The 20,455-nt window shown below is 60.0% G+C and carries 23 protein-coding genes; 14 read left to right on the top strand and 9 right to left on the bottom strand.

From position 1 onward, the window contains the following. Positions 1 to 4 precede the first annotated feature (4 nt). The 6 genes from EIK79_RS02980 to EIK79_RS02955 are packed head-to-tail and all read left to right on the top strand — an operon-like array spanning position 5 to position 3,771. Positions 5 to 778: a CDP-alcohol phosphatidyltransferase family protein gene (locus EIK79_RS02980; protein WP_124953632.1), complete on the top strand. Its 774-nt coding sequence runs from the start codon at positions 5 to 7 to the stop codon at positions 776 to 778. Positions 779 to 796: 18 nt separating this feature from the next. Then, positions 797 to 1,000 carry a hypothetical protein gene (locus EIK79_RS02975; RefSeq protein ID WP_124953631.1) on the top strand — a complete coding sequence of 68 codons (204 nt, stop codon included), beginning with the start codon at positions 797 to 799 and terminating at the stop codon, positions 998 to 1,000. Then, positions 997 to 1,998: a zinc-dependent alcohol dehydrogenase gene (locus EIK79_RS02970; protein ID WP_124953630.1), complete on the top strand. Its 1,002-nt coding sequence runs from the start codon at positions 997 to 999 to the stop codon at positions 1,996 to 1,998. Before EIK79_RS02975 ends, EIK79_RS02970 begins: the two co-directional genes overlap by 4 nt. Further along, a complete protein-coding gene (locus EIK79_RS02965) occupies positions 1,998 to 2,399 on the top strand; it encodes a 6-pyruvoyl trahydropterin synthase family protein (RefSeq protein WP_185715486.1) in 402 nt (133 codons plus the stop codon). Before EIK79_RS02970 ends, EIK79_RS02965 begins: the two co-directional genes overlap by 1 nt. Further along, positions 2,366 to 3,223, top strand: coding sequence for a class I SAM-dependent methyltransferase (locus tag EIK79_RS02960; RefSeq protein ID WP_233737883.1), 858 nt, complete (start codon positions 2,366 to 2,368; stop codon positions 3,221 to 3,223). The genes EIK79_RS02965 and EIK79_RS02960 overlap by 34 nt, the downstream gene beginning before the upstream one ends. Next, positions 3,220 to 3,771, top strand: coding sequence for a metal-dependent hydrolase (locus EIK79_RS02955; RefSeq protein ID WP_124953629.1), 552 nt, complete (start codon positions 3,220 to 3,222; stop codon positions 3,769 to 3,771). The genes EIK79_RS02960 and EIK79_RS02955 overlap by 4 nt, the downstream gene beginning before the upstream one ends. Positions 3,772 to 3,803: 32 nt before the next feature. Here the strand turns inward: EIK79_RS02955 and EIK79_RS02950 are convergent, their stop codons facing one another. Beyond that, positions 3,804 to 4,076, bottom strand: a complete 273-nt coding sequence (locus tag EIK79_RS02950; protein WP_124953628.1) for a DUF7475 family protein — start codon at positions 4,074 to 4,076, stop codon at positions 3,804 to 3,806. Positions 4,077 to 4,326: 250 nt separating this feature from the next. On the opposite strand from EIK79_RS02950, the gene EIK79_RS02945 reads away from it, so the two are divergent. Next, positions 4,327 to 5,589, top strand: a complete 1,263-nt coding sequence (locus EIK79_RS02945; RefSeq protein ID WP_233737873.1) for an MFS transporter — start codon at positions 4,327 to 4,329, stop codon at positions 5,587 to 5,589. A 28-nt stretch (positions 5,590 to 5,617) separates the two neighbouring features. On the opposite strand, the gene EIK79_RS02940 is transcribed toward EIK79_RS02945, so the two are convergent. Next, positions 5,618 to 6,715 (bottom strand): TrmB family transcriptional regulator, encoded by a 1,098-nt coding sequence (locus tag EIK79_RS02940; RefSeq protein ID WP_233737870.1) that lies wholly within the window; start codon positions 6,713 to 6,715, stop codon positions 5,618 to 5,620. 119 nt (positions 6,716 to 6,834) lie between these two features. On the opposite strand from EIK79_RS02940, the gene EIK79_RS02935 reads away from it, so the two are divergent. Together EIK79_RS02935 and EIK79_RS02930 are read left to right on the top strand one after the other, a co-directional pair. Then, on the top strand, positions 6,835 to 7,554 hold the full coding sequence (locus EIK79_RS02935) for a DUF7504 family protein (RefSeq protein ID WP_124953627.1): 720 nt from the start codon (positions 6,835 to 6,837) through the stop codon (positions 7,552 to 7,554). Continuing rightward, positions 7,551 to 9,734 carry a hypothetical protein gene (locus EIK79_RS02930; RefSeq protein WP_124953626.1) on the top strand — a complete coding sequence of 728 codons (2,184 nt, stop codon included), beginning with the start codon at positions 7,551 to 7,553 and terminating at the stop codon, positions 9,732 to 9,734. Before EIK79_RS02935 ends, EIK79_RS02930 begins: the two co-directional genes overlap by 4 nt. Positions 9,735 to 9,767: 33 nt before the next feature. On the opposite strand, the gene EIK79_RS18925 is transcribed toward EIK79_RS02930, so the two are convergent. Beyond that, complete coding sequence (locus EIK79_RS18925) at positions 9,768 to 9,899, bottom strand: DUF7503 family protein (RefSeq protein ID WP_267900516.1); 132 nt, start codon at positions 9,897 to 9,899, stop codon at positions 9,768 to 9,770. A 210-nt stretch (positions 9,900 to 10,109) separates the two neighbouring features. On the opposite strand from EIK79_RS18925, the gene EIK79_RS02925 reads away from it, so the two are divergent. The 3 genes from EIK79_RS02925 to EIK79_RS02915 are packed head-to-tail and all read left to right on the top strand — an operon-like array spanning position 10,110 to position 13,891. Further along, on the top strand, positions 10,110 to 10,289 hold the full coding sequence (locus tag EIK79_RS02925) for a hypothetical protein (RefSeq protein WP_124953625.1): 180 nt from the start codon (positions 10,110 to 10,112) through the stop codon (positions 10,287 to 10,289). Then, entirely contained in the window at positions 10,282 to 12,294 is a 2,013-nt protein-coding gene (locus tag EIK79_RS02920) for a hydantoinase/oxoprolinase family protein (RefSeq protein WP_124953624.1), read from the top strand. The genes EIK79_RS02925 and EIK79_RS02920 overlap by 8 nt, the downstream gene beginning before the upstream one ends. A gap of 4 nt (positions 12,295 to 12,298) precedes the next feature. Further along, complete coding sequence (locus tag EIK79_RS02915; protein WP_124953623.1) at positions 12,299 to 13,891, top strand: hydantoinase B/oxoprolinase family protein; 1,593 nt, start codon at positions 12,299 to 12,301, stop codon at positions 13,889 to 13,891. 30 nt (positions 13,892 to 13,921) lie between these two features. On the opposite strand, the gene EIK79_RS02910 is transcribed toward EIK79_RS02915, so the two are convergent. Next, positions 13,922 to 15,319 (bottom strand): arylsulfotransferase family protein, encoded by a 1,398-nt coding sequence (locus tag EIK79_RS02910; protein ID WP_124953622.1) that lies wholly within the window; start codon positions 15,317 to 15,319, stop codon positions 13,922 to 13,924. A gap of 193 nt (positions 15,320 to 15,512) precedes the next feature. Beyond that, a complete protein-coding gene (locus EIK79_RS02905; RefSeq protein WP_124953621.1) occupies positions 15,513 to 16,133 on the bottom strand; it encodes a DUF7547 family protein in 621 nt (206 codons plus the stop codon). Positions 16,134 to 16,235: 102 nt separating this feature from the next. Between EIK79_RS02905 and EIK79_RS02900 the strand changes: the two genes are divergently transcribed. Together EIK79_RS02900 and EIK79_RS17890 are read left to right on the top strand one after the other, a co-directional pair. Continuing rightward, positions 16,236 to 16,865 carry a DUF7504 family protein gene (locus EIK79_RS02900; protein WP_124953620.1) on the top strand — a complete coding sequence of 210 codons (630 nt, stop codon included), beginning with the start codon at positions 16,236 to 16,238 and terminating at the stop codon, positions 16,863 to 16,865. Between the two features lie 45 nt (positions 16,866 to 16,910). After that, positions 16,911 to 17,054 (top strand): hypothetical protein, encoded by a 144-nt coding sequence (locus EIK79_RS17890; RefSeq protein ID WP_185715485.1) that lies wholly within the window; start codon positions 16,911 to 16,913, stop codon positions 17,052 to 17,054. A 119-nt stretch (positions 17,055 to 17,173) separates the two neighbouring features. On the opposite strand, the gene dpsA is transcribed toward EIK79_RS17890, so the two are convergent. The 4 genes from dpsA to EIK79_RS02880 form a co-directional block, all read right to left on the bottom strand. Continuing rightward, positions 17,174 to 17,722, bottom strand: coding sequence for a DNA starvation/stationary phase protection protein DpsA (gene dpsA, locus EIK79_RS02895; RefSeq protein WP_124953619.1), 549 nt, complete (start codon positions 17,720 to 17,722; stop codon positions 17,174 to 17,176). Between the two features lie 201 nt (positions 17,723 to 17,923). Next, a complete protein-coding gene (locus tag EIK79_RS02890) occupies positions 17,924 to 18,418 on the bottom strand; it encodes a hypothetical protein (RefSeq protein WP_124953618.1) in 495 nt (164 codons plus the stop codon). 133 nt (positions 18,419 to 18,551) lie between these two features. Next, entirely contained in the window at positions 18,552 to 19,226 is a 675-nt protein-coding gene (gene bioD / locus EIK79_RS02885) for a dethiobiotin synthase (RefSeq protein ID WP_124953617.1), read from the bottom strand. Then, positions 19,223 to 20,449 carry an aminotransferase class I/II-fold pyridoxal phosphate-dependent enzyme gene (locus EIK79_RS02880; protein WP_124953616.1) on the bottom strand — a complete coding sequence of 409 codons (1,227 nt, stop codon included), beginning with the start codon at positions 20,447 to 20,449 and terminating at the stop codon, positions 19,223 to 19,225. Before EIK79_RS02880 ends, bioD begins: the two co-directional genes overlap by 4 nt. Positions 20,450 to 20,455: the final 6 nt, after the last annotated feature.

Raw genomic sequence — 20,455 nt, 5'->3', positions numbered from 1 at the left:
TCCTATGACAGCGACCACAACGACCAGTCTTCAGCGTGATTGGATTCTCGTCGTCGCCCTCTTCATGCTCGTGCTGCTCGCCGGAGCCAGCGGCGTTGCCGTGGTTACAGCCCCTCAGCTGGCGACGCAGTGGCTCGTTCTCACAACTGTCGTCGGGACTGTTGAGCTTCGATACCTCCGGCAGCATCTCGACACGAATCATCCAGTAGGGACAGAGGGGTTGTACGATTCTCTCGGATTCGCAAACGCGGTGACGCTCACCCGTGGCGCGGCCTTCGCGGCCGTCGCTGGGTTCGCCGTCGTCGAACCGACGCCCGCTCTGGCGTGGATGCCAGCATTGCTCTACGGCTCGGGCTGTCTGCTCGATTGGGTGGATGGGTTCACAGCCCGCATTCTGGGACGAACGACGGTGCTCGGGACGAAATTGGACATGGCGTTTGACACGCTCGGCGTTCTGGTCGCCCCGATCGTCGCCGTGCTCTGGGGACGGCTGCCCGTTTGGTATCTGTCGCTTTCGGCCGCGCGATATCTCTTCAAAGCCGGCCGCGGACTACGACGACAACGCGGGAAACCGATCGCAGAGCTTCCACCAAGCGTAGTTCGACGGCCGCTTGCGGGAGTACAGATGGTGTTCATTACGGTCGCGCTGGCACCTGTGCTCTCACCTGAGACGATTCAAACGCTCGCCGCCGTCGTGCTTCCACCGTCACTGATCGTGTTTTTGCGGGACTACCTCGTCGTGGCGTGCCACCTCGGCCGACAGAAGGATCATTATTGATCGAGATGTACAATGCGTGTGAACACCGCAGGCAACCACGTGGTCTCGCTTCCGCCACCCCTAATCAGTCGGGCGATTGACACACTTGATCCGTGGAAGATACTTCTTGAAAAGATCGTTCGCGTTCGGGACGCCGATGAAACCGGTGTGAGGCCCCTCTCAACGGTGCTTGGGGCGCTACGGACACGACTACAGGACGCACCACAGGGGATCGGTCGATGAACCGGCAGTCGCTTTATTTCACCGCGCCACACGAGACCGAACTCCGGCGAACAACGTTCGAGCCGGCCGCCGACGAGGTGGTTGTTAAAACGCGTGTCTCAGCCATCAACCGCGGGACCGAACTCCTCGTTTATCGCGGTGAGGTCCCGCCGGAGCTTCCGGCTGATGAGACCATTGACGCGCTTGACGGTGATCTCTCGTTCCCACTCCGGTATGGATACGCAGCGGTCGGTGAGATCGTCTCGTCCGGCCAAACGATCTCCGACGACCGCGTTGGACAGCGCGTTTTCGCGTTCAATCCCCATGAGTCTCGATTCGCAACACAGCCCGAGGCGCTCGTGCCCGTTCCCGACGACGTGACCGACGAAACAGTGGCGATACTCCCATCAGTTGAGACGGCGACATCGCTCGTACTCGACGGTCGTCCGCGTGTTGGGGAACGGGTCGCCGTCTTCGGCGCGGGCGTCGTCGGTCTGTGTACGATCGGCGTGCTGTCCACGTTTCCTCTCGAACGACTCGTTGCGGTCGATCCGCTCTCGGACCGGCGTGAACACGCCTCGGAACTGGGCGCCGACGAGACTGTTGCCCCCGACGAACTAGCAGCAGTGACGAGAAACGAAGACGGGATGGATCTCGTGTACGAACTCTCAGGCCGTCCGTCGGTGCTCGACGACGCGGTCTCCGTGACGGGGTATGATGGCCGCGTCGTCGTCGGATCGTGGTACGGTATCAAGCGAGCCCCGCTTGATCTCGGAACGAACTTCCACCGCGACCGCATTACCATCGAATCGAGTCAGGTGAGTACGCTGTCGCCCGAATCACGCGGCCGTTGGACGAAGGCGCGGCGGATCGACACCGCGCTCGCTCGTCTGCGAGCGCTCCCGGTTGCCTCGTTGATCACTCACCGCGTCCCGTTCACTGACGCACCGTTGGCGTACCAACTGCTCGATGACCGAACCGGCTCTCCCTTGCAGGTGCTCTTAACGTACTCACAATGATGACGAACACGAATCACATGTATGAACTCGCGGTCACGCGGGATTTCGTCGCACAGCATTATCTCACCGTTCCCGATCCAGGAGCGGAAGGAAACGTTCACAGCCACCGGTACGCTGTCGAACTACGGTTCGCCGGACCGACGCTCGACGAGTACGGTTACCTCGTCGATATTGACGCGGTGAACGCTGCTCTCGACAGTATCGAGAAACGATACCGGGACGCCACGCTCAACGATCTCCCGGAGTTCGAAGGGACCAACCCGAGCGTTGAGCGGTTTGCCCGACTGCTCGGTGACCGCGTCGAAAACGCGATCAGTGAACCAAATCCGACGCAGTTTCTCGTCCGTCTCTGGGAGGGCGAATCGGCGTGGGCAAGCCACCACCGCTCTCTGGATCGATGACCCACGCTGATCCCCAGTATCTCGACGCGAAGCGGTCGATCGATCGCCGGGCGCTTTCATCACGGGTCCGGGAGCGACTGCTGACTGTGCTTCCGGACGATCCGCGCGTTCTTGAAGCCGGGTGTGGCACGGGCACGATGGTCGCTCGGCTCCATGAATGGGGCGTCGACGCCGGAACGTACCGAGGTGTCGATCGGTCGCTGACTGTGCTCGAACACGCCCGGGACCGGTTGACGACCGAACTCGACGCCGAACCGCTCGATGAGGGGTTTCGGGTCGCGGAGCTGTCCGCCCGGTTCGAGCAAGGAGATGCCCTCTCGGCGTTCGACGGGGAGACCGCCGATCTTCTCATCGCGGCGTCCTTCCTCGATCTCGTTCCGGTTCGTCGGGCGTTCGACGCTTTCGAAGCCGCCCTGAGAGCGTCTGGATTCGTCTACGCACCGCTCACGTTCGACGGCAGCACGATCTTCCAGCCAGACCACCCGGCCGATGCGGCGATCGAGGCGGCGTACCACGCCGCTATCGACGAGCGATCCGGACGCGACGCGCACGCTGGCCGACACGTGCTCGATCACCTCCGAAAGCGGGACGGCCGCCTGCTCTCGGTCGGTTCCTCCGATTGGATCGTTCGACCGCGTGATGGAACGTATCCCGGCGAGGAACAAACGTTTCTCGCTGCGATTCTCGGATTCGTTGAAGACGCTGTCAACGACCATCCCGAGGCGAACGACTGGCTTGAAACGCGACGGCGACAGCTCGACGCCGGAACGCTGAGCTACACCACACACCAGTACGATTTCCTTTATCAGACGCCCGAGCCGTGATGGTTCTTACCCACATCGCCGTTGGGATGGCCCTGTCGCTACCAGTGGCGGCCGTCGCGCCCGAATTCGCTACCGCCACCGCTATCGGCGGAGCGATCGGTGGAGCCGTCCCCGACGTGGATCTCCTCGTCGGTGATCACCGGCGGACGCTCCACTTTCCCGTGTTGTACTGGCTGCCAGCGATTGCGCTCACGGCGGTCGCGCTGGTTGCGATTCCCATCGTCGTCGTGGCTGCAGTCGCCGTCAGTGCCGCGGCTGTCCATTCGGTGAGCGATGTGCTCGGTGCCGGGGAGGAACTCCGGCCGTGGGAACGAACGAATACGGACGCCGTCTACGACCACCTCCGGGGACAGTGGCTCCGCGCTCGGTACGTCGTCCGGTACGACGGAGCACCCGAGGATTTCGTGCTCACAGTGGCGTTCTCAACGCCGGTCGCTGTCTGTTTTCAGGGGCTTCCTCGGTGGATCGCTGTTTCGACGGTCGTCGTCGCCCTTCCGTACACGCTCGCCCGGAAACGACTCGCGGACCAGTTCGAGAAAATCCTGTAGCTTGGTGTCTCTCTGTGGGCTGCAGACAGCGGCTACCCCGCGCGCTGGTTGATCCAGAGATACAGCACGATTTGAACGGCGACGAACGGAACGCCAACTATGTAGAGCGAACGACGGTAGCCCAACAAAAGCAGCCCGATCCCCGCGAAAAAGCCGATCCCCGCGAGCAAGAACGCGGTGGGGAGCACGCCCGGAAAGGCCATGATCCCCAACACCAAATGTATTACACCGGTGATAATTGTGAGTCCGATAGCGATCCAGTGAAGCGTGGTGAGTGATTCGGTGTTGGTCTCGGGTCGACTCATTGTAGTGTATTATTATCTGATGGTAAATAAATTGGTCGCCTGTAACACTGATTATTCGGGTTGCTACTCCCTCATATTTTCTTATTAGAAACACCACACATATTATTTGTTGTGGAACATTTATTGAATCTGTCTGATTAGTCCGGCACTGATCCGAACAGTGCCGGACCGCAGTGATGTCGCGTGTAACAACAGGTATTGTTAAACAAGTTGATAATTATTATTAGGTCTTAGCGTTGATCGTCCGACGATGCGTTTTCGAACGTGGCTTCTGGACTCGGTGATGGAGGTATTCGGTAGCGACAACGAGGAGACCAGCAGTTACCAGTCTGCGTCGTCTCAGGCGGGGAACGAGCGGCCGCGGCGCGCCCGTCTCGCAGATTCAGTCATCTTCACCGTCCTCGGAGTAGTGTTTTCGACGTGGGCGGTACGTATTCCTGCTGTCAGCAGAGCGCTTTCCCTCTCGGAGGGAGAGATCGGGCTTGCGTTGCTCGGACTCGCGATCGGGAGTATTTTCGGACTCATGACAAGCGGCGTTCTCGTCTCGCGCTACGGTGGCCGGTGGGTCATCCGCGGTGGACTCGGTGTTTACACCGTCGCACTCGTGGGAATCACACTCACGAAGGGGCTTGTTGCGCTCATCGGCGCGGTTCTCGTGTTCGGATTCGGGAAGGGTGTGATTGATGTCGCCGCCAACGCCCAAGGCGTTCGGATCGAACGGGCCTATCCCGGCCAAATCATGGGGAGTTTCCACGCTTTGTTCAGTGGCGGTGGCTTGGTCGGTGCGGGACTCGGAGCGGTTGCGACCAGCGTCGGCCTGTCCGTTCAGACCCACTTCACGCTCGTCGGCACTGCTCTGTTCGTTACAGGACTCACAGCGAGCGTTTGGCTGCTCCCGAAATCTCCAGACGCGGGAACGGGACCGACCGTCGTGTTGCCATCCCGGACGCTCGTTGCCTTCTGTGTCATCGGCTTCTGTGCGCTGTTCATCGAAGGCGTCGGCAACGATTGGAGCGCCGTGTTCCTCGAAACTAGCGCCGGTGGCACCGAAACCATCGGTGCGCTCGGCTTCGCAGCATTTTCCGGTACGATGATGCTTGGACGGTTCCTCGCTGATCACGCCGTCGAGCGGACGAATCCGAAGCGATTTCTCCGTTTCGCCGCGCTCGTTGCCGCCGTGGGTATCGGACTGACGCTCCTAGCTCGGCCACTCGTCGCCGTGGTCGGATTCGCGGTGTTGGGACTCGGACTCGCTGGTATGATGCCGGTTGCGCTGAGCATCGCAGCAACCCACGACCCCGAGACACCACCGGAACAGGCGATCGCCGCCGTTTCGACAGCGGGCTACGGCGGATTCGCAGTCGGTCCGGTGGTGATCGGTCTCATCGCGGAAGCGACATCGTTGCGCGTCGCGTTCGTTCCCGCTCTCGTCTTGATCGTTCTCCTCGTCGCAGTCACGGGACTGCTCCCGACCGTTGCCCGATCAGTTGCTGACGCTGAGACACCCGCGTGATGGTTTCCAGTTCGAACACCGCATACCTCTACCCGATCCGGTCAATCGTGAAGCGTTTGCCGGCGATGTCTTCGACGTGTGCGCCCCGTCCACCGACGGTGTAGACAGTCTCCTCCGTGTGAAAGCGGATCTGTGCCTCAGCAGCGAGTTTCACGAGCGACGGTCCCTCACCATCGGTCTGCGAACCGGTGTAGTTTACGGCGACGAATTCCCCTGTGAGCTGGCACTCTTGGCCGGTCTCTGTGAAAATCCCCCGGATCCGTCCTGCTATTCGTTCATCGGATTCGAGGAGCGGTTCGAGGGCACGAATGCATTCGGTGATCTCGACGAACGAGAACGGCGGCTGGTCGTTCCGATCAGCGTAAATCGTCTCGTACACCTCCCAGAGCCGTGTCAGATAATACCAGTGAAAGACGTACGCCGTCGTGTAATCATCGATGAGGACGCCGTATTCTTCTGTCTGCCTGTCTGGCGTTGCATAACACGCCTGCTCCCGATCGACCAACACGAGAAACGGACCGGTGAGTTCGCGCCGCCGAACTTCGGTGCAGACCCCATCGAACGCGGCCCTATCGACCGGAAGCGCTTCGTCAGCGGGTGAGTAGAGCGAGAGATGGACGTGAACACCACGGTCATAGGCCTCCGCTAGCAGTGGCTGAAGCGCCCTGAATCGACTGGGGGTGGCTGCCAACTGGATGTGATCGTGTGCCGTCTCGATGGCGTCACGCGCGTGGTCAAACACCGTTCGTAGCTGCTGAACCAAACTCACGTTGCTGTCGGTGACTTCTGGCTCCTGATAGCGCGTTTCGATCTCTTCGATAGCGGCTTCGTACCGCTGAACAGCCGTTTTGAGGCCGGCAAGCGCGTCATTCGGACTGTTCGCCCGAGCGTAGAGGCGATCTTGATCGTACATGGTGACGTATCCCTGCTCTTCGAGCGCGCGGAGTACGTCGTAAATTCGAGGTTGGGGAACGCCGCTCACAGACGCGATCTCACTCGCAGCCGCAGAGCCACGGTCCAGCAGCGTTGCGTATGCGTCCGCTTGATATGGAGACATCCCAGCGTCTTCGAGAACAGTAATCAGTTCGTCGGTCTCCATCACCGATCGCAGATTCTTCCGTCGCACACATAAGTACGTGCATCTCCCGTGTTCGTCCCGATCGGGAATATATTTCCCACACCATAATGCTGAATATAAATCTGAATTCCGATAGGTTGATACTTTGATGGAATGCTATGAATAACATGAAACACGCATCACGCGGTTCGAACGCTTCGGGATCGAGACAGACTGAGAAATCGTTCACCGATACACTCATGGGACTCAAACGTCGTGGCTGTTGTGTGCTCGTGACCGGTCAGGTAGATGAACGGGTTCGGGCTGCACAGTCGCGTCGGCTTTTCGGTGAGCGTGAGACGTCTCGACAACGCGTACTAACGCTTACCGACGCAACGTCGGATCTCGACGCCCAGTATCTTCCCGAGAGCATAACACCAGCCCATTCGAGTGTGACCACGCTCAATTACACTGGCGTCGTGCGTGATATCGCAAGTACGGCTGATCCGACGGCTGAGTTGCCCCCGACAGCTGCCAGTTCGGAGCCGTCGGATTCGATGGGCAATCTCGGGGACCTCCTGTACGACTCGATCAAAGAAACTATTCGAGCCGGGCAGACGGTTCCGGGCGAACTCCGCTTGGGTATTGCAACCCTGTGTGTGCTCCTCGATACCGACGGTCTCTCAGCAACTGAAGCGTTCGTCCGCGCCCTCCGTGCGGATGTGCTGGCCGTCGGGGGTATGGCTCATTTTCATCTTCCGTGTTCACCCGGCTCCGAAACACTGGCTGCGCTGGATCCTCTGATAGATATCCACATCGAACTTCGTGAGTCAAATGGATCTGTCGAGCACCGATGGCGTCTGTCCGAAACTGATCACGTGACCGATTGGCTTCCACTCCAACGATGAGTCAAGCCGTACTCAACGACGCCGTTCGCGTTGTTCCCCAGTCGGGATCCAAGCCACCAATGATCGATCTCGTCGACGATATCGAGGGAATTCGGGCACAGCTTTCGACGAGCCGGCGCGTTCGGCCAGCACGCTGTTCGAGCACTCAGTTTCGATTCCCTGTGGACGTGGCATATGAACTGTCGCCGCTTGCGGTCTGGACACACCAGTCCAATCCGATACTCGTGCAGGATGATGGTGGGTTTGTCTGTGCCGAACTCATGCACCACGAAAGCGCCTCGTTGTCGGCAGGACAGTACACCATTGATATCACCTCGTTGGGTCTGAAAGTGTATCTGTACGTCGAAGGAGAGGTAGAAATCTCTCACACTGACGATCGGGGCCGGATCATCGATTGCCGAGGGGCTGAGACAGTCCAGCTGGGGCTGCGGTCGTTTCATGAGGTGCCGGCAGCGACGGTGACGACGACCGACCAGCCCCGAGATGTCATGCGTGCGCTGTCCTGTCTGGGATCGGCGCTGAAAACCACCTCCTGTGAGCGGTCGTTTCCGACGCTTCGGGGGCACCCCCCGCTGTTCGAACGAGGCGAGCGCTTTCAGGTCCCTGGAGATCTGGAGCGGACCACGGAGACAGCGAGTCTCCGCATTGAGGTTCCACCGACGCTTGAGATGATCTATCCGGTCGCGCCACTGGCCTACTACCTGAACGCCGTTGTCGTTCCAGGAGACACCCCGTGTCTCGTCGCCGGGGACAGTACTATTCCACTCGACCGCGGTGATGGCGTCGAACAGGGTGGAGCGCAACTCCTCAAACACGTCTTTACGCTCGATTGCATCGCGCGAACGGAGGGGTTTTATCCGATCACGCTCGGTGAACGCACAGCACTCGAACAACGCCATTCGGATTCCATCGCAATCGATTTTGCGACGCTCTACGAGCGATCTCTTGCCGAACAGGTACAGACGTATCTCTCGATCCCGTTCGATCGCGTCGAAGACATCGTTCCGCGCTGGCCGCTGACTGCTGACGTTCGACCGGTTGGAAACTACCTTCCGTATCTCCCGTTCGTCGTTGCAAGTCTCGGCACCATCCGGTGTCTCCCGATGAGTTGTCCGTGGTCACCGCCCTCAGACGCGCCCGAAATCGAGGCGTTCTATCGAGCGGGGCAGGAAGCCGCCCGCAACGATGGGGCAGACAACGGGACTGGTACGTCCTCCGTCTCGGGTCCCCCCACCCGATCCTCGGAAAACGGGTTCGACAGTGCCATGTCATCGGTCATTCACAATCCCCCAACCGCAGACAGCATCGCCCACCTGTGGCTCGCTGATGGGTATCCGATGCAGGGGACAAAGCCGACGCTGGACGCGTTCGAACGTCGGTTCGATCCGATCACGGCGACAGAGTACGAAGTGGTAGTGATCAGCAACGACGCACAGATGGAAGCTGAATCGGATGTTGCCGAACTGTACGGACAACACGAACGAATGGATTTCGACGTGACGATACGCGAACAACTGTCTCGTGCCAACCTTCGAGAGCTGTTTACCGAGGAGTACGATCTCGTCCACTACGTGGGACACGTCGACGCAGACGGACTCCAGTGTGCCGATGGCTGGTTAGACGTTCGGACGCTCGACGCGGTCAATACCCGGATATTCGTTCTCAACGGCTGTCGATCCTACGAACAAGGCGAGGCGTTGGTCGAACGCGGTGCAGTCAGCGGGCTGTGTACGCTGGCGAACGTCGGAAACACGCCGGCTACCCAGATCGGTCGGACCGTTGCGCGACTGCTCAACGGCGGCTTCAGCCTCAGTGGCGTCCTCGACATCATCAGTGAGGACTTTCTCACCGGACAACAGTATATGATCGTGGGTGATCCCAGTAGAGCGGTCGTCCAACGACACGACGCCACCTCGATCCTCGCTGAAATCACACCCGCCTCGGACAACGACGAGCTCCGAGTGGATATTCACGGCTATCCGACGATCCGCTCACCCGTCGGTATGCTCTACGCACCAGCCATAGACGAAGAGACGTTTTACCTCAACAGTGGCCACATGACAACAGTGACCGCTTCTCGCTCAGAAATTAAAGAGTATCTTCACCACGATCGCTTCCCCGTTCGGATTGCGGGATCGTTTGCGTGGAGTGATGCGGTTTCTCTCGATTCGATCGAATGACGCGCCGCCGGTTAGGCCTCACCGCAAACTGGGTTACGGTCCCGGAAAGGTGGCATTGCGAGCGACTGCGACGCCGCTCTGGGAGAGCACTACCAGGACCGTGAAGATCGCAGTCGTTAGTTTCGGATGTTCTGCCAGCCGTTCCACGATTATACTATCGGACATGACGTTTCTATAAATGGACCAACTAACAAAATATTTATCTGATCGTTTTTAATAAGAATTTGTCGGATGAGAACAGTGGGGCGGCACCGTGCACGGAACCTCACTCGTTCGGTGTCGTTGTTCGACAGCCACAAACGACTGTCGTCTCCAGCCGAATAGTCTCACAAACCCTTTTCTGATTCCACCCGACGGATATCGGTAGGTTCCAACATGCACAGGAACATCACCGAACAGGGACGGATCGTCTGTTCTGACACCCACCCGAAGCGGTGCCGGCTCGGGTGGTCCGACGACCGACCGCGCGAGCAGTTCTCTGCAGACAGCACGCCGCCTTCGGGCGAGAAAAGACGAGACAATAACGCCAGTGTCGGACGTGATTTCGATGTGTGAGTCCAGTCGGTTGCGACTCGGGACTGATGTCGGTGGAACGTTCACGGATATCGTTTTATCGACCGGGACCCACCTCTTCACCGCGAAAGTCCCAACAACAGCCGATCAAAGCACCGGCGTTGTTGAGGGAATTCGGACGGTCTGTGACAGAGCGGCTGTCGCGCTCGAAGACGTAGACGAGTTCACTCACGCGATGACCGTCGCTGTCAACGCCCTCCTCGAAGGGACGGGTGCGAAAACGGCACTCGTCACCACCGAGGGATTCGGTGACGTGCTCGAAATCGGTCGGCAGACCCGACCGAGCCTTTACGATCTCTCGCGGACGCCTTCAGAGCCACTCGTCCCCCGGCACCGACGGTTCGAGCTGTCAGAACGGACGACCCCCTCAGGGCGAGCGGACGGCGTGGAGACATCAGCTATTCGTGAGATCGCCCGCCGCGTCCGCGATAGCGAGGCTGAAAGCGTCGCGGTCTGTCTGCTGCATGCCTACGCCGACCCCAGCAACGAGCAGCGAGTCGTTGCGCTCCTCACGGATGAGCTCGATATCCCGGTTTCAGCGTCGCACGAAGTGCTTTCCGAGTTTCGGGAGTACGAGCGGACTTCTACGACCGTTGTGGACGCCTACGTCACACCGACGATCGACAGCTATCTCAAGCGACTCACCCACGAAGCGACCGAGATGGGACTGCCAGAGCCGCTCGTGATGCAGGCAAATGGCGGCGTTGCCGGGGCGGAGGCGATCCGGGAACACGCGGTTACCACGTCGCTGTCCGGCCCGGCTGCAGGCGTTGTCGGCGCGAAGACGACCGCGAGCGGTCTCGTTGCTGGCCGTGGACTCCGTGGCGTCGTCACGTTCGATATGGGCGGGACATCGACCGACGTGAGCCTTGTCAGCGATGGCTCGATCGAGCGCACGACGGACACAGAAATCGGTGGCCGACCGATTCGGACACCGGCGGTCGATGTAACAACAGTCGGCGCGGGTGGGGGCTCAATCGCGTGGGTTGACGCGGGTGGTGCCCTCCGCGTTGGTCCCCAGTCAGCCGGTGCCACTCCGGGTCCCGCCTGCTATGGAAAGGGGGGAACTGAACCGACCGTCACCGACAGCTACCTTCTGCTCGGCTACATGGGAGAGAACACGACGCTCGGGGGTGACATCTCGCTCGATGTCGACGCGGCGCACGCTGCCCTCACTGCTCTGGCTGCGGAAGCCGGTCTCTCAGGTCCGATCGCGGCTGCACGCGGTGTTTATCGCGTTGCCAACGCGAATATGGCACGGGCCATTCGGGGAGCGACGGTCGAACGCGGCCACGATCCCCGCCGGTTCGGTCTCGTGGCGTTCGGCGGTGCTGGACCGCTGCACGCGGGGGCACTCGGGGCTGCGCTCGGCATCGAGACGGTCTTGGTTCCGCCGGCGTGTGGGGTGCTGTCGGCGTACGGCCTGCTTGCGGCCGACGAAACACACGACGCGGTCCAGACGCATCGCACTACACTCGCCACGGCCGATCCGACGGTCATTGAGGACCGGTATGCCGATCTCGCTGCGCAAGCACGCACGGACGCCCGTGATCCCGATACGGCCACGGTCGAACGGCAGGCCGACCTTCGGTACACCGGACAAGGTTTTGAACACACCGTAGCAGTCGGGTCGCCGTTCGATCCGGAAACGGTTGCCGAACGCTTCCACGACGCCCACGAGTCGGCCGCCGGATACCGGATGGATGAGCCGATCGATCTCGTCAACCTCCGAGTTCGGGTCTCTTCCCCCCGCTCCGGGCCGACGGTCACCCACGAAGCGGACGGCGACGCACAGATCGGCGTTCGTGAAGTCCGCTTCGAGGACGCGGAAAGCGAGGAGACGCCGGTGTATGAACGATCCGGGCTTTCAGTCAACCGGACGCTCAGCGGCCCTGCCATCGTCGAACAACCGGAGAGTACCGTCGTGATTCCACCGACGTGGGACGCTCAAGTCCACTCGGACGGAACGATTATCCTCACGGAGTGATTCAATGATGTCTATCGATCCAGCCACCCTCGAAATCCTCCGAAATCAGCTCGAAGGAGTCGCTGAGGAGATGGGCCACGTGCTCGTTCGTGGCGCGTACTCCCCGAACATCAAAGAACGCCGGGACTGTTCGACCGCGCTGTTCGACGCCGACGGTCGGCTGGTCGCACAGGCAGAACACATCCCGGTCCACCTCGGTGCGATGCCCGCGGCTGTCGACGCCGTGCGCCAGCACGATCCCACCCCCGGCGAGGTGTGGGCGCTCAACGATCCGTTCATGGGCGGAACCCATCTCCCGGACGTAACGCTCGTCTCGCCGCTCGCCCCGGGCGACGAGATCGTGGGATACGCCGTCTCACGCGCTCACCACGCTGATATCGGTGGCGCGACACCCGGAAGCATGCCCGCTGGGAGCCGTGACATTCACGAGGAAGGTCTCCGCCTCCCCTGTGTCCGCCTCGTTCAAGAACACGAGATCGTTGACGACGTTCTGGATCTCGTTCTCGCCAACGTTCGAACGCCGGACGAGCGCCGAGCGGATCTCCGTGCGCAACTGGCTGCCCACGATCGGGCTGAAAGCCGCCTCGGTGATCTTCATAGCGAACACGGTGAAACGCTGCTAACCGCCTTCGACGCGGTCATCGACTACTCCCGCCAGCGGATCGAAGTGGAACTTGCTGACGTTCCTGACGGTGTCTACGAAGCCAGAGACGTACTCGAAGGTGATGGCGTTACCGACAACGCGATCCCGATCACGGCGACAGTTACGGTCGACGGGTCGACGCTTGACGTAGACTTTACAGGCACGGCCGACCAAGTGGCTGGCAACCTCAACGCGCCGCTCGCCGTCGCCAAAAGTGCGGTGTACTTCGTGATTCGGTGTCTGACCGACCCGGAAATCCCACCCAATCAGGGCTGTTATGATCCCATCACGGTGTCCGCTCCGGACGGATCACTGCTCAATCCACAGCCCCCTGCGGCCGTCGCAGGCGGAAACGTCGAGACGAGCCAGCGCATTACTGACGTAGTGTTCACGGCGCTTGCGGAGACGATTCCCAGTCGGGTGCCCGCACAGGGCCAGGGAACGATGAACAATCTCACCATCGGCTCGCGCAACGGGGAATTCGTCTATTATGAGACGATCGGCGGCGGTGCCGGCGCGACCAGCGAACGGGACGGACCTGACGGCGTACAAGTGGGAATGACCAACACGTTGAACACGCCTGTCGAAGTGCTCGAAACCGAATATCCGCTCCGGGTCGAACGCTACGCGCTTCGCCCCGGAACAGGAGGTGACGGCCACTATCGCGGCGGACTCGGACTCGAACGATCGGTGACTGTCGAACAACCGGCCACGGTCTCCCTTCTCACCGAACGACGACGCACGCGCCCGAGCGGTATCGCGGGGGGCAACGACGGTGCGACCGGTGAGAACCGTATCAACGGTGAGCGTGTTCCGGCGAAAACGACGATCGATGTCGACGCCGGAACGACGGTTACCGTTCACACTCCCGGCGGCGGCGGCCACGGTGCGCCGGCCGACCGCGATCCCCGCGCCCGAGACCGAGATCGCCGCAGTGGAAAAACGGACGGATAGTCCGACCGCGTTCGGTGAACGCCCGTCGACTCAGTTTTTCTCGTCTCGGTAGAGCGGGAACCGGAAGCCGATCCGCCGATCGTGTAGCTGCCATTTGATCTCAAGCGTGATCCACGTGAGACCCACGAGAAGACCGAAAGCGACGACAGCGAACTCTTGAGTACCCATCCATACTGGACTGACGAACAGGATCCCGTTAGTGATCCGGTGGGGAACGACGGACTGGACGCCATCAGCAATCGTATCCAGAGGACTGAATCCGTCACCATCACCAGCGGTTGCGTTGTCGGCCGTCCGGGACTCATAACCGAGTGTTTCTGCGCTTTTTCCTTTCGTGCTCTCAACACCCGTTTCGAGCCGTTCGGCCTCGTAGGGCAACGTCGATTCGACTTGCCACTCGATCGCCCCGTTCGGAGCGATCTCCATCACACGATTGCCGTGGGTGTCGGTGACGAGCGTGTTGCTGTTCGGCAGGCGGTCGGCGTCTCGTGGCCACTGCATTTGTTCGTCCGACCACTCCCAGCTCCGGACCCAACTGCCGTTGTTGCGCTGGAACTCCTGAATCCGTCCGTTCTCCGAATCAGCGACGACCACAGCAGGTCCGCCCCGTGACGCAGGAATGTAGTCGGGGTTGTGCTGTTCGAACATGGTGCTGTAGTTGTCTTCCGCTCCGAGCGTCCAATTCTCCTGCAGTCCGGTCTCGGGATCGATGAAGGCGACTTGGTCCTGGTTCCGGAGGCTGACCATGATTTTCCCCGCGTTCGTCCCGTTCTCGATGTACTCGACATCATTGATGTGCGCCCAGTCGTGGGGATACGGCCCACCGCCATCGACAGGGTAGTCGCTTTGGGCGTCCCACAACCACTCGATGATCTCCGTTTCGGTGTCGACAATGAACACCTGATCGTCGAGGATGTCCGCGATCAGAACGTGTGTCCCGTTGATCCGGACGGCGTCATGCCATTCACCGGCAGTTTCCTGGTGGTCGTAGCGCTCATAGAGCACGTCGACTTCGCCGGTCTTGAGGTTGACACGCTCAAGGACGTTTTTCGCACACGGCGGATCGCTGCACGTCGGCCCCTTGGTGTGGATCGTGTCCGTCGCGGTGTACTCAACGACCATCGGATTCTCCGCGACGGGATCGACATCGAAGTACTTCGTGTGAGTGTCGTTGTAATATACGATTTCACCGTTCGGAGCGTAAGCGGTGATTGTTCCGTGCCGCCCCGATTCGGTAACGACCGTGTGGTTGTCAGTCGGCGGTGCGTTCGGTGTGGACTCCTTGGACGCGGTCGAAACACCGCCTGAGGCCGCAGTAGCGAGCACCGCGGCCGAAAAAAGGAGCGCAACCACGAACACGGCACGGAGTCGGTTGCGAGAGAGCGCTGATCGAACGCCCCCACGTGATAGCTGCCACCGGTCGATCACGGTACCGTCACTCTCGACTGTCGCCGCGTTGTCTGGGAAACCATTGATTTCCGCTTTCTGAGCAAGATATTAGGATTTTGTGAATCGTATCGGGCTGAAGACGCTACTAAGCGATACGATTGCGTAGTCGAGTGACGCGATTCACGCCCGCCCTAAAGGGGGAGATTCTCTCGCTGGTTAAAGATAGGCAGGATCAATCGGTATTGTCGTCCTCGTCGTCATCGAGTTCTCGCTTTATCGTATCTAATTCCTCGTCCACGTCTATCCCGTCGTCGCTCGGATCCGTATCTGGCTCGCTCACATCGATCCTGATCGCACCGTCTTCTATGGGCTGCTCGTCGGTGGTGTCTTCCGTCCCGTTCGTTTCACTGGTTTCGGTCGAATTCGTGAGTCGATCATCGATCTCCTCGCGGAGCGTTCGGGCGTCGTTCAGCAATGCTCGTGCGTCGTCGTTCGATGGCTCTCCGTGGAGCGCTCCCTGAAGATCCGATAAGGCGCCATCGAGCGCGTCGAGCGTTCGACGGCCAGTCTCCTGAACGCGTCGATTTTCCCGTTGTCGAGACGTTCCCTGTTGCTCCTGTCCGTTGACCAACCCGAGTACCCCTTGGAGAAGTTCGAGCGCGCGGATGTGTGTCTCTAGCAGGGAGATGAGCGTCGGAATCGTATGCTCTTCGGTAAACCGGAGGAAGCGACCGGGCGATGGGAGACGACGGGATCGAGGCTGGTGCTCATCGGCGAGCGTGTCCTGTAGCTCCGAGAGCGTCGTCGAAAGCTCTGTGAGCAGTTCTTCGAGATCCTCGTCCTGTTTGGCCATACCGCAACTCCGGGCTCCGACGTGAAACACGTGTCGGAGATTCGGTGATTGAGATTGCCAGAAGCTTTATAATATATACAGATAGTATCATACAATATTGGGATGGATGGGGAGAATACAACCAGAGCCTTTGCTCGCTCACTCGCTGCGCTCAAACGACAGGGATGTAGCTTACTCATCACTGGCCCGGTCCGTGATGGCTCTCACCTCCGACTCTCCCGGCGCTTGCTGGGCGATATCGACACAGACCGACGCTGGCGGGTGATCGTGGCGACCGACACCGAGGGGATCGAAACCCGTTGTCCGAAGCGGGCCGAGACACACCGCTACCGAATCATTGACCGTCGACCAGCGATACGAAGCAGTGCGGTCTGTGCGCGCTCCTCACGGGTCGATCTCGGGCGGGTGGCACGCGACGTTTCCGTAACGATCGATGAATTCGACAGCGACGCCAATGGACTGGCCCCCGGCGAGCTTCGGCTCTGCGTTGACTCGCTTCAGCCACTCCTCGACACCCATCGCTCCGGGACCATCACACAGTTCATCGATCGCACGACCGAACGCGTCCACGAAACGAAGGGGATGGGTCATTTCCATCTTCCCGTCGATCCCGAGCGAACGATCGTCTCAACACTCATCGATCGGTTCGACGTACACGTCGAACTCCGGGGCGGCAAACACCGGTGGCACCTCCTCGATGATGACATCCAAACCGGCTGGCTGAGGATCTAGGCCAACCAAAACATTTTTAGATTTAGGTGCGCCTAATCAACGGTAATGGCTACGTCCGAACCCGCAGTGGAGTCCGCCGAGGCGATCGTTACCGCACACGCGACTGCGCCCGAGAAAACGGTGTTCGTCGAATCCGGCAATCACGACGCGTGGATCGCAACGAATCTAGTCGTCGATCTCGAACGATAGTTCTGTTCGCCGCAGTCTCGTTTTTCCATAAACCGTGAAACGAGCGGAGTAATTGCTGCTGTCTGGAGTTCGGACGGGAAGGTCCGCGTGTCGACAGTCGGACGGAAAAATCGGAGCGATCAGTGGGTTGCTTCCTCAAGGACCAGCGTATCGTCTTCGAGGTAATGTTCGATGTGGTGAGCGTCCTCTTCGACCTCTACGAGAATGTCCCGCAGTAGCTCCCCAGTCGCGTAGTCACCGAGGTTATCCGCAAGCTCGATGTGGTCACGGAGCGATTCGATGATGTCGCCGTACATTTCGAGGTCGTTCGCGAGCGAGAGTCGGAGGTCGTACACGTCTTCGCCCTCGAACGAAACCGTAGCCCGTTCTGCTTGAGTGGTCGGGCCAGCGACCGGCACGCCACCGAGTGCCTGAGCGCGTTCTGCGATCTCATCGGCTCCGTGCTCAACTGTCTCGTAGGCCTCTTCGAGGAATAGGTGGAGATCCCGAAACTCAGCGCCTTCGGCGTCCCAGTGATGCTTTTTCAGCTGGTGGTACAGAACGTAAGCGTTCGCAAGATCGGTGTTCAACGCGTCGATGATCTGCTCGGATCGATCAGTATCGATCCGGAGATCGTTCTCGGTCACGGTTCCTTGCTTCTGACGGATCCGCCCTTCTTGTGTGCTCATCTCAGTCGGTTATACTCGCGCCTATCACTTAAATCTTCGTGAGACAGAAAATAATCTTCGGCTAACCAAAACTCCATTTTCATGATTGAGATCAATAACGCACATATGGAAAACTTACATCGATAGCGCGACTGATCACCGAGACAGTGTGATCAGTCGCGGAGGAATTAGTCCACAGCAGTAAGAACGGAAACGATGTCGCTACTCGCGGGATTCGTTCAGGACTTCAGTGTCGTTGTGTAAGACGACGATTCGTCGGGGCGCTTCGTTTTTGAACTCGAAGACGGCGTCGTATTTGATATCCGTTAAGCACATCGAACACGGGCCGTCGTTCTCGCGTTTGTAGGACTGTATCGAAACGGTGAGTGTCCCCGCTTTACTCGTCGCGCGTTTTAGTTTTGCCGTATAACACGAGTCCGATCCGGTAATGGTCCCTGTAACGCGGATGCGGGCTGTCTCGAACGACGCGCTGCTCTCGTTTGTTCCTGCGCCACACTCGGTAGAAATCACATCGAACGAGCGGTTCGTGAAGACTGAGGTGCCGGTGTCAGTTGTCGTGTCCCCTGCGTCGGTAGTCGCTGTCTCTGGTCTCGTGTCGTTCTGCTCGGTTCCCCTACTACTCCGTCGAGTGGTACAACCAGCCAGTCCGAACGTGGCGCTTCCACCGATAGCTTTGAGAAGCGCGCGTCGATTCATAATGTATTCTGTGTCATTATTCTACAAAGGTGTTCGGAAATAACAGATGGTTGTTTGATCTACTACGATATCGATCGACAGATCGCGGCCAATAACGCGGTTGCAGACCGTACGTGGCGCTTTCGAGAGGATGTCAAGAGTCGGGCGCACCACGAGCAGGGAGTGGATCGAGAAGCGGGAGCAACCGTTCACTCGCCGTGTCGATGAGGTCGGCCTGTTCGACCGACGGCATCGTTACCACCGGGGCGTCGATCATCGTTTCGAGCGTGTGTGGATTCGATCGTTCCGCGATGGTGGTGCCGTCGTACTCGTTCAACACGACCGCCAGCACCGGAACGTTGCGCCGTTGTAATGCTTCGATCGTCAGCGCGGTGTGATTGAGCGTACCGAGTCCTGAGCGCGCGACGACCACCGCGAAACAGTCGAGCGCGGCGACGAGATCCACGACTTCCCGACCATCGGCAAGTGGTACACGCAGCCCTCCGATCCCTTCGAGGACGCCCACCGCGGCGTCCGTGAGTGCGGCGGCCGTCTCCTCTTGAATCGACTGGTAGGAGAGATCGGCGTCTTCGTGTTCGGCCGCCACGGCGGGGGCCAGTGGTTCCGTAAGATACCGGAGACAGACGGCGGCGTCGGGATCGTCACAAACCGTGGCGACGACGTTCGCGTCATCGTCGGGTGGAAAGCCCGTTTGGGCCGGTTTTACGGCCCGAGCGTCACATCCACGTTCACGGAGCGCACCCACCAAGCCGGCGGTAACGACAGTCTTTCCGACGCCCGTATCGGTGCCGACAACAGCAATCTTCACCGTTTCCCCTCCGCTCGTTCGAACGCCGTCACACACTGCTCGATGTCGCGTTCGGTGTGGGTTGCCATGGGTGCCAATCGGATCCGGCTCTGCCCGTCGGGCACTGTTGGTGGACGAATGGCGGGCGCGATGATCCCCGCTTCTGTGAGGTGGGTGGCGAGTTCTACCGCCTCGGATCGGTCCCCGACCACCACCGGTAGAATGTGCGTTGTTCCCATCACGTCGAGGCCAAGCGATTCTAGTCCGGTGCGGAGCCGTTCGACGTTGTCCCACAGCTGTGTACGCCGAGACCCGTTTCTGGCGATCGAAAGCGCCGTTCGTGCCGCTCCAGCGGCTGGCGGTGATAAGCCGGTTGAGAAGACAAACGAACGCGCGACGTTCGAGAGGTGTTCGACGACCGGCTCGCTGGCAGCGACGAACCCACCCTGTGCGGCGAGTGCTTTCGAGAGCGTTCCGAGCTGTACGTCAACCCGCTCGGTGAGTCCCTCGCGCTGGACGATCCCGCCACCGTCTTCGAACACGCCGGTTGCATGGGCTTCATCGACCATCACCCACGCGCCGTACCGCTCTGCGGCGTCACACACCGCACTCAAGGGAGCAACGTCGCCATCCATACTGAACACTGAGTCGGTGACGACAAGCCACGATTCATCACTGCTTTTAGGGGCACGATCGGCCATTGCTTCGGATAGCGCGGTGGCGTCGCAGTGGTCGTAGACGACGGTCTCCGCGTCGGATAACCGACAGCCATCGATTATACTCGCGTGGTTATACGCGTCAGAAAACACGACATCCGGATCAAGCGCTGTAATGGTGCCGACGTTCGCCGCATACCCCGAGGAGAAGACGAGCGCCCGCTCGGTTCCTTTCGCTTCAGCGAGATCGCGTTCGAGCGCGCGGTGAACGGGTGTGTCGCCGGTGACCAACCGACTCGCCCCCGCTCCCGTTCCGATCGAGTGAGCAGCGTCTCCGGCAGCGCGTTGAACGCGCTCGTCGGTAGCCAGTCCGAGATAGTTGTTCGATCCGAACACCACCATCTCTGGTTGCTTTCCGAAGACCGGCTGGTCGGCACCGGGATCCTCGGCGTATCGGCTTCGTTCGCGCACCGATTCGATCGGGGTGAGATCCCGTCGTAGCCCTCGCTCCTCGCGGTCGTCTAGTCGTGTCTTGAAGTCGAACCCCCGATCGGCTGAACTGGGGCGTTCCGCTTGGTCGTCGCTCATATCGGC

This window comes from Halocatena pleomorpha, from assembly GCF_003862495.1.
Taxonomy (GTDB): domain Archaea; phylum Halobacteriota; class Halobacteria; order Halobacteriales; family Haloarculaceae; genus Halocatena; species Halocatena pleomorpha.
The sequence above is the reverse complement of the archived record's forward strand: the minus strand, read 5'-3'. Positions and strand labels throughout refer to the sequence as shown.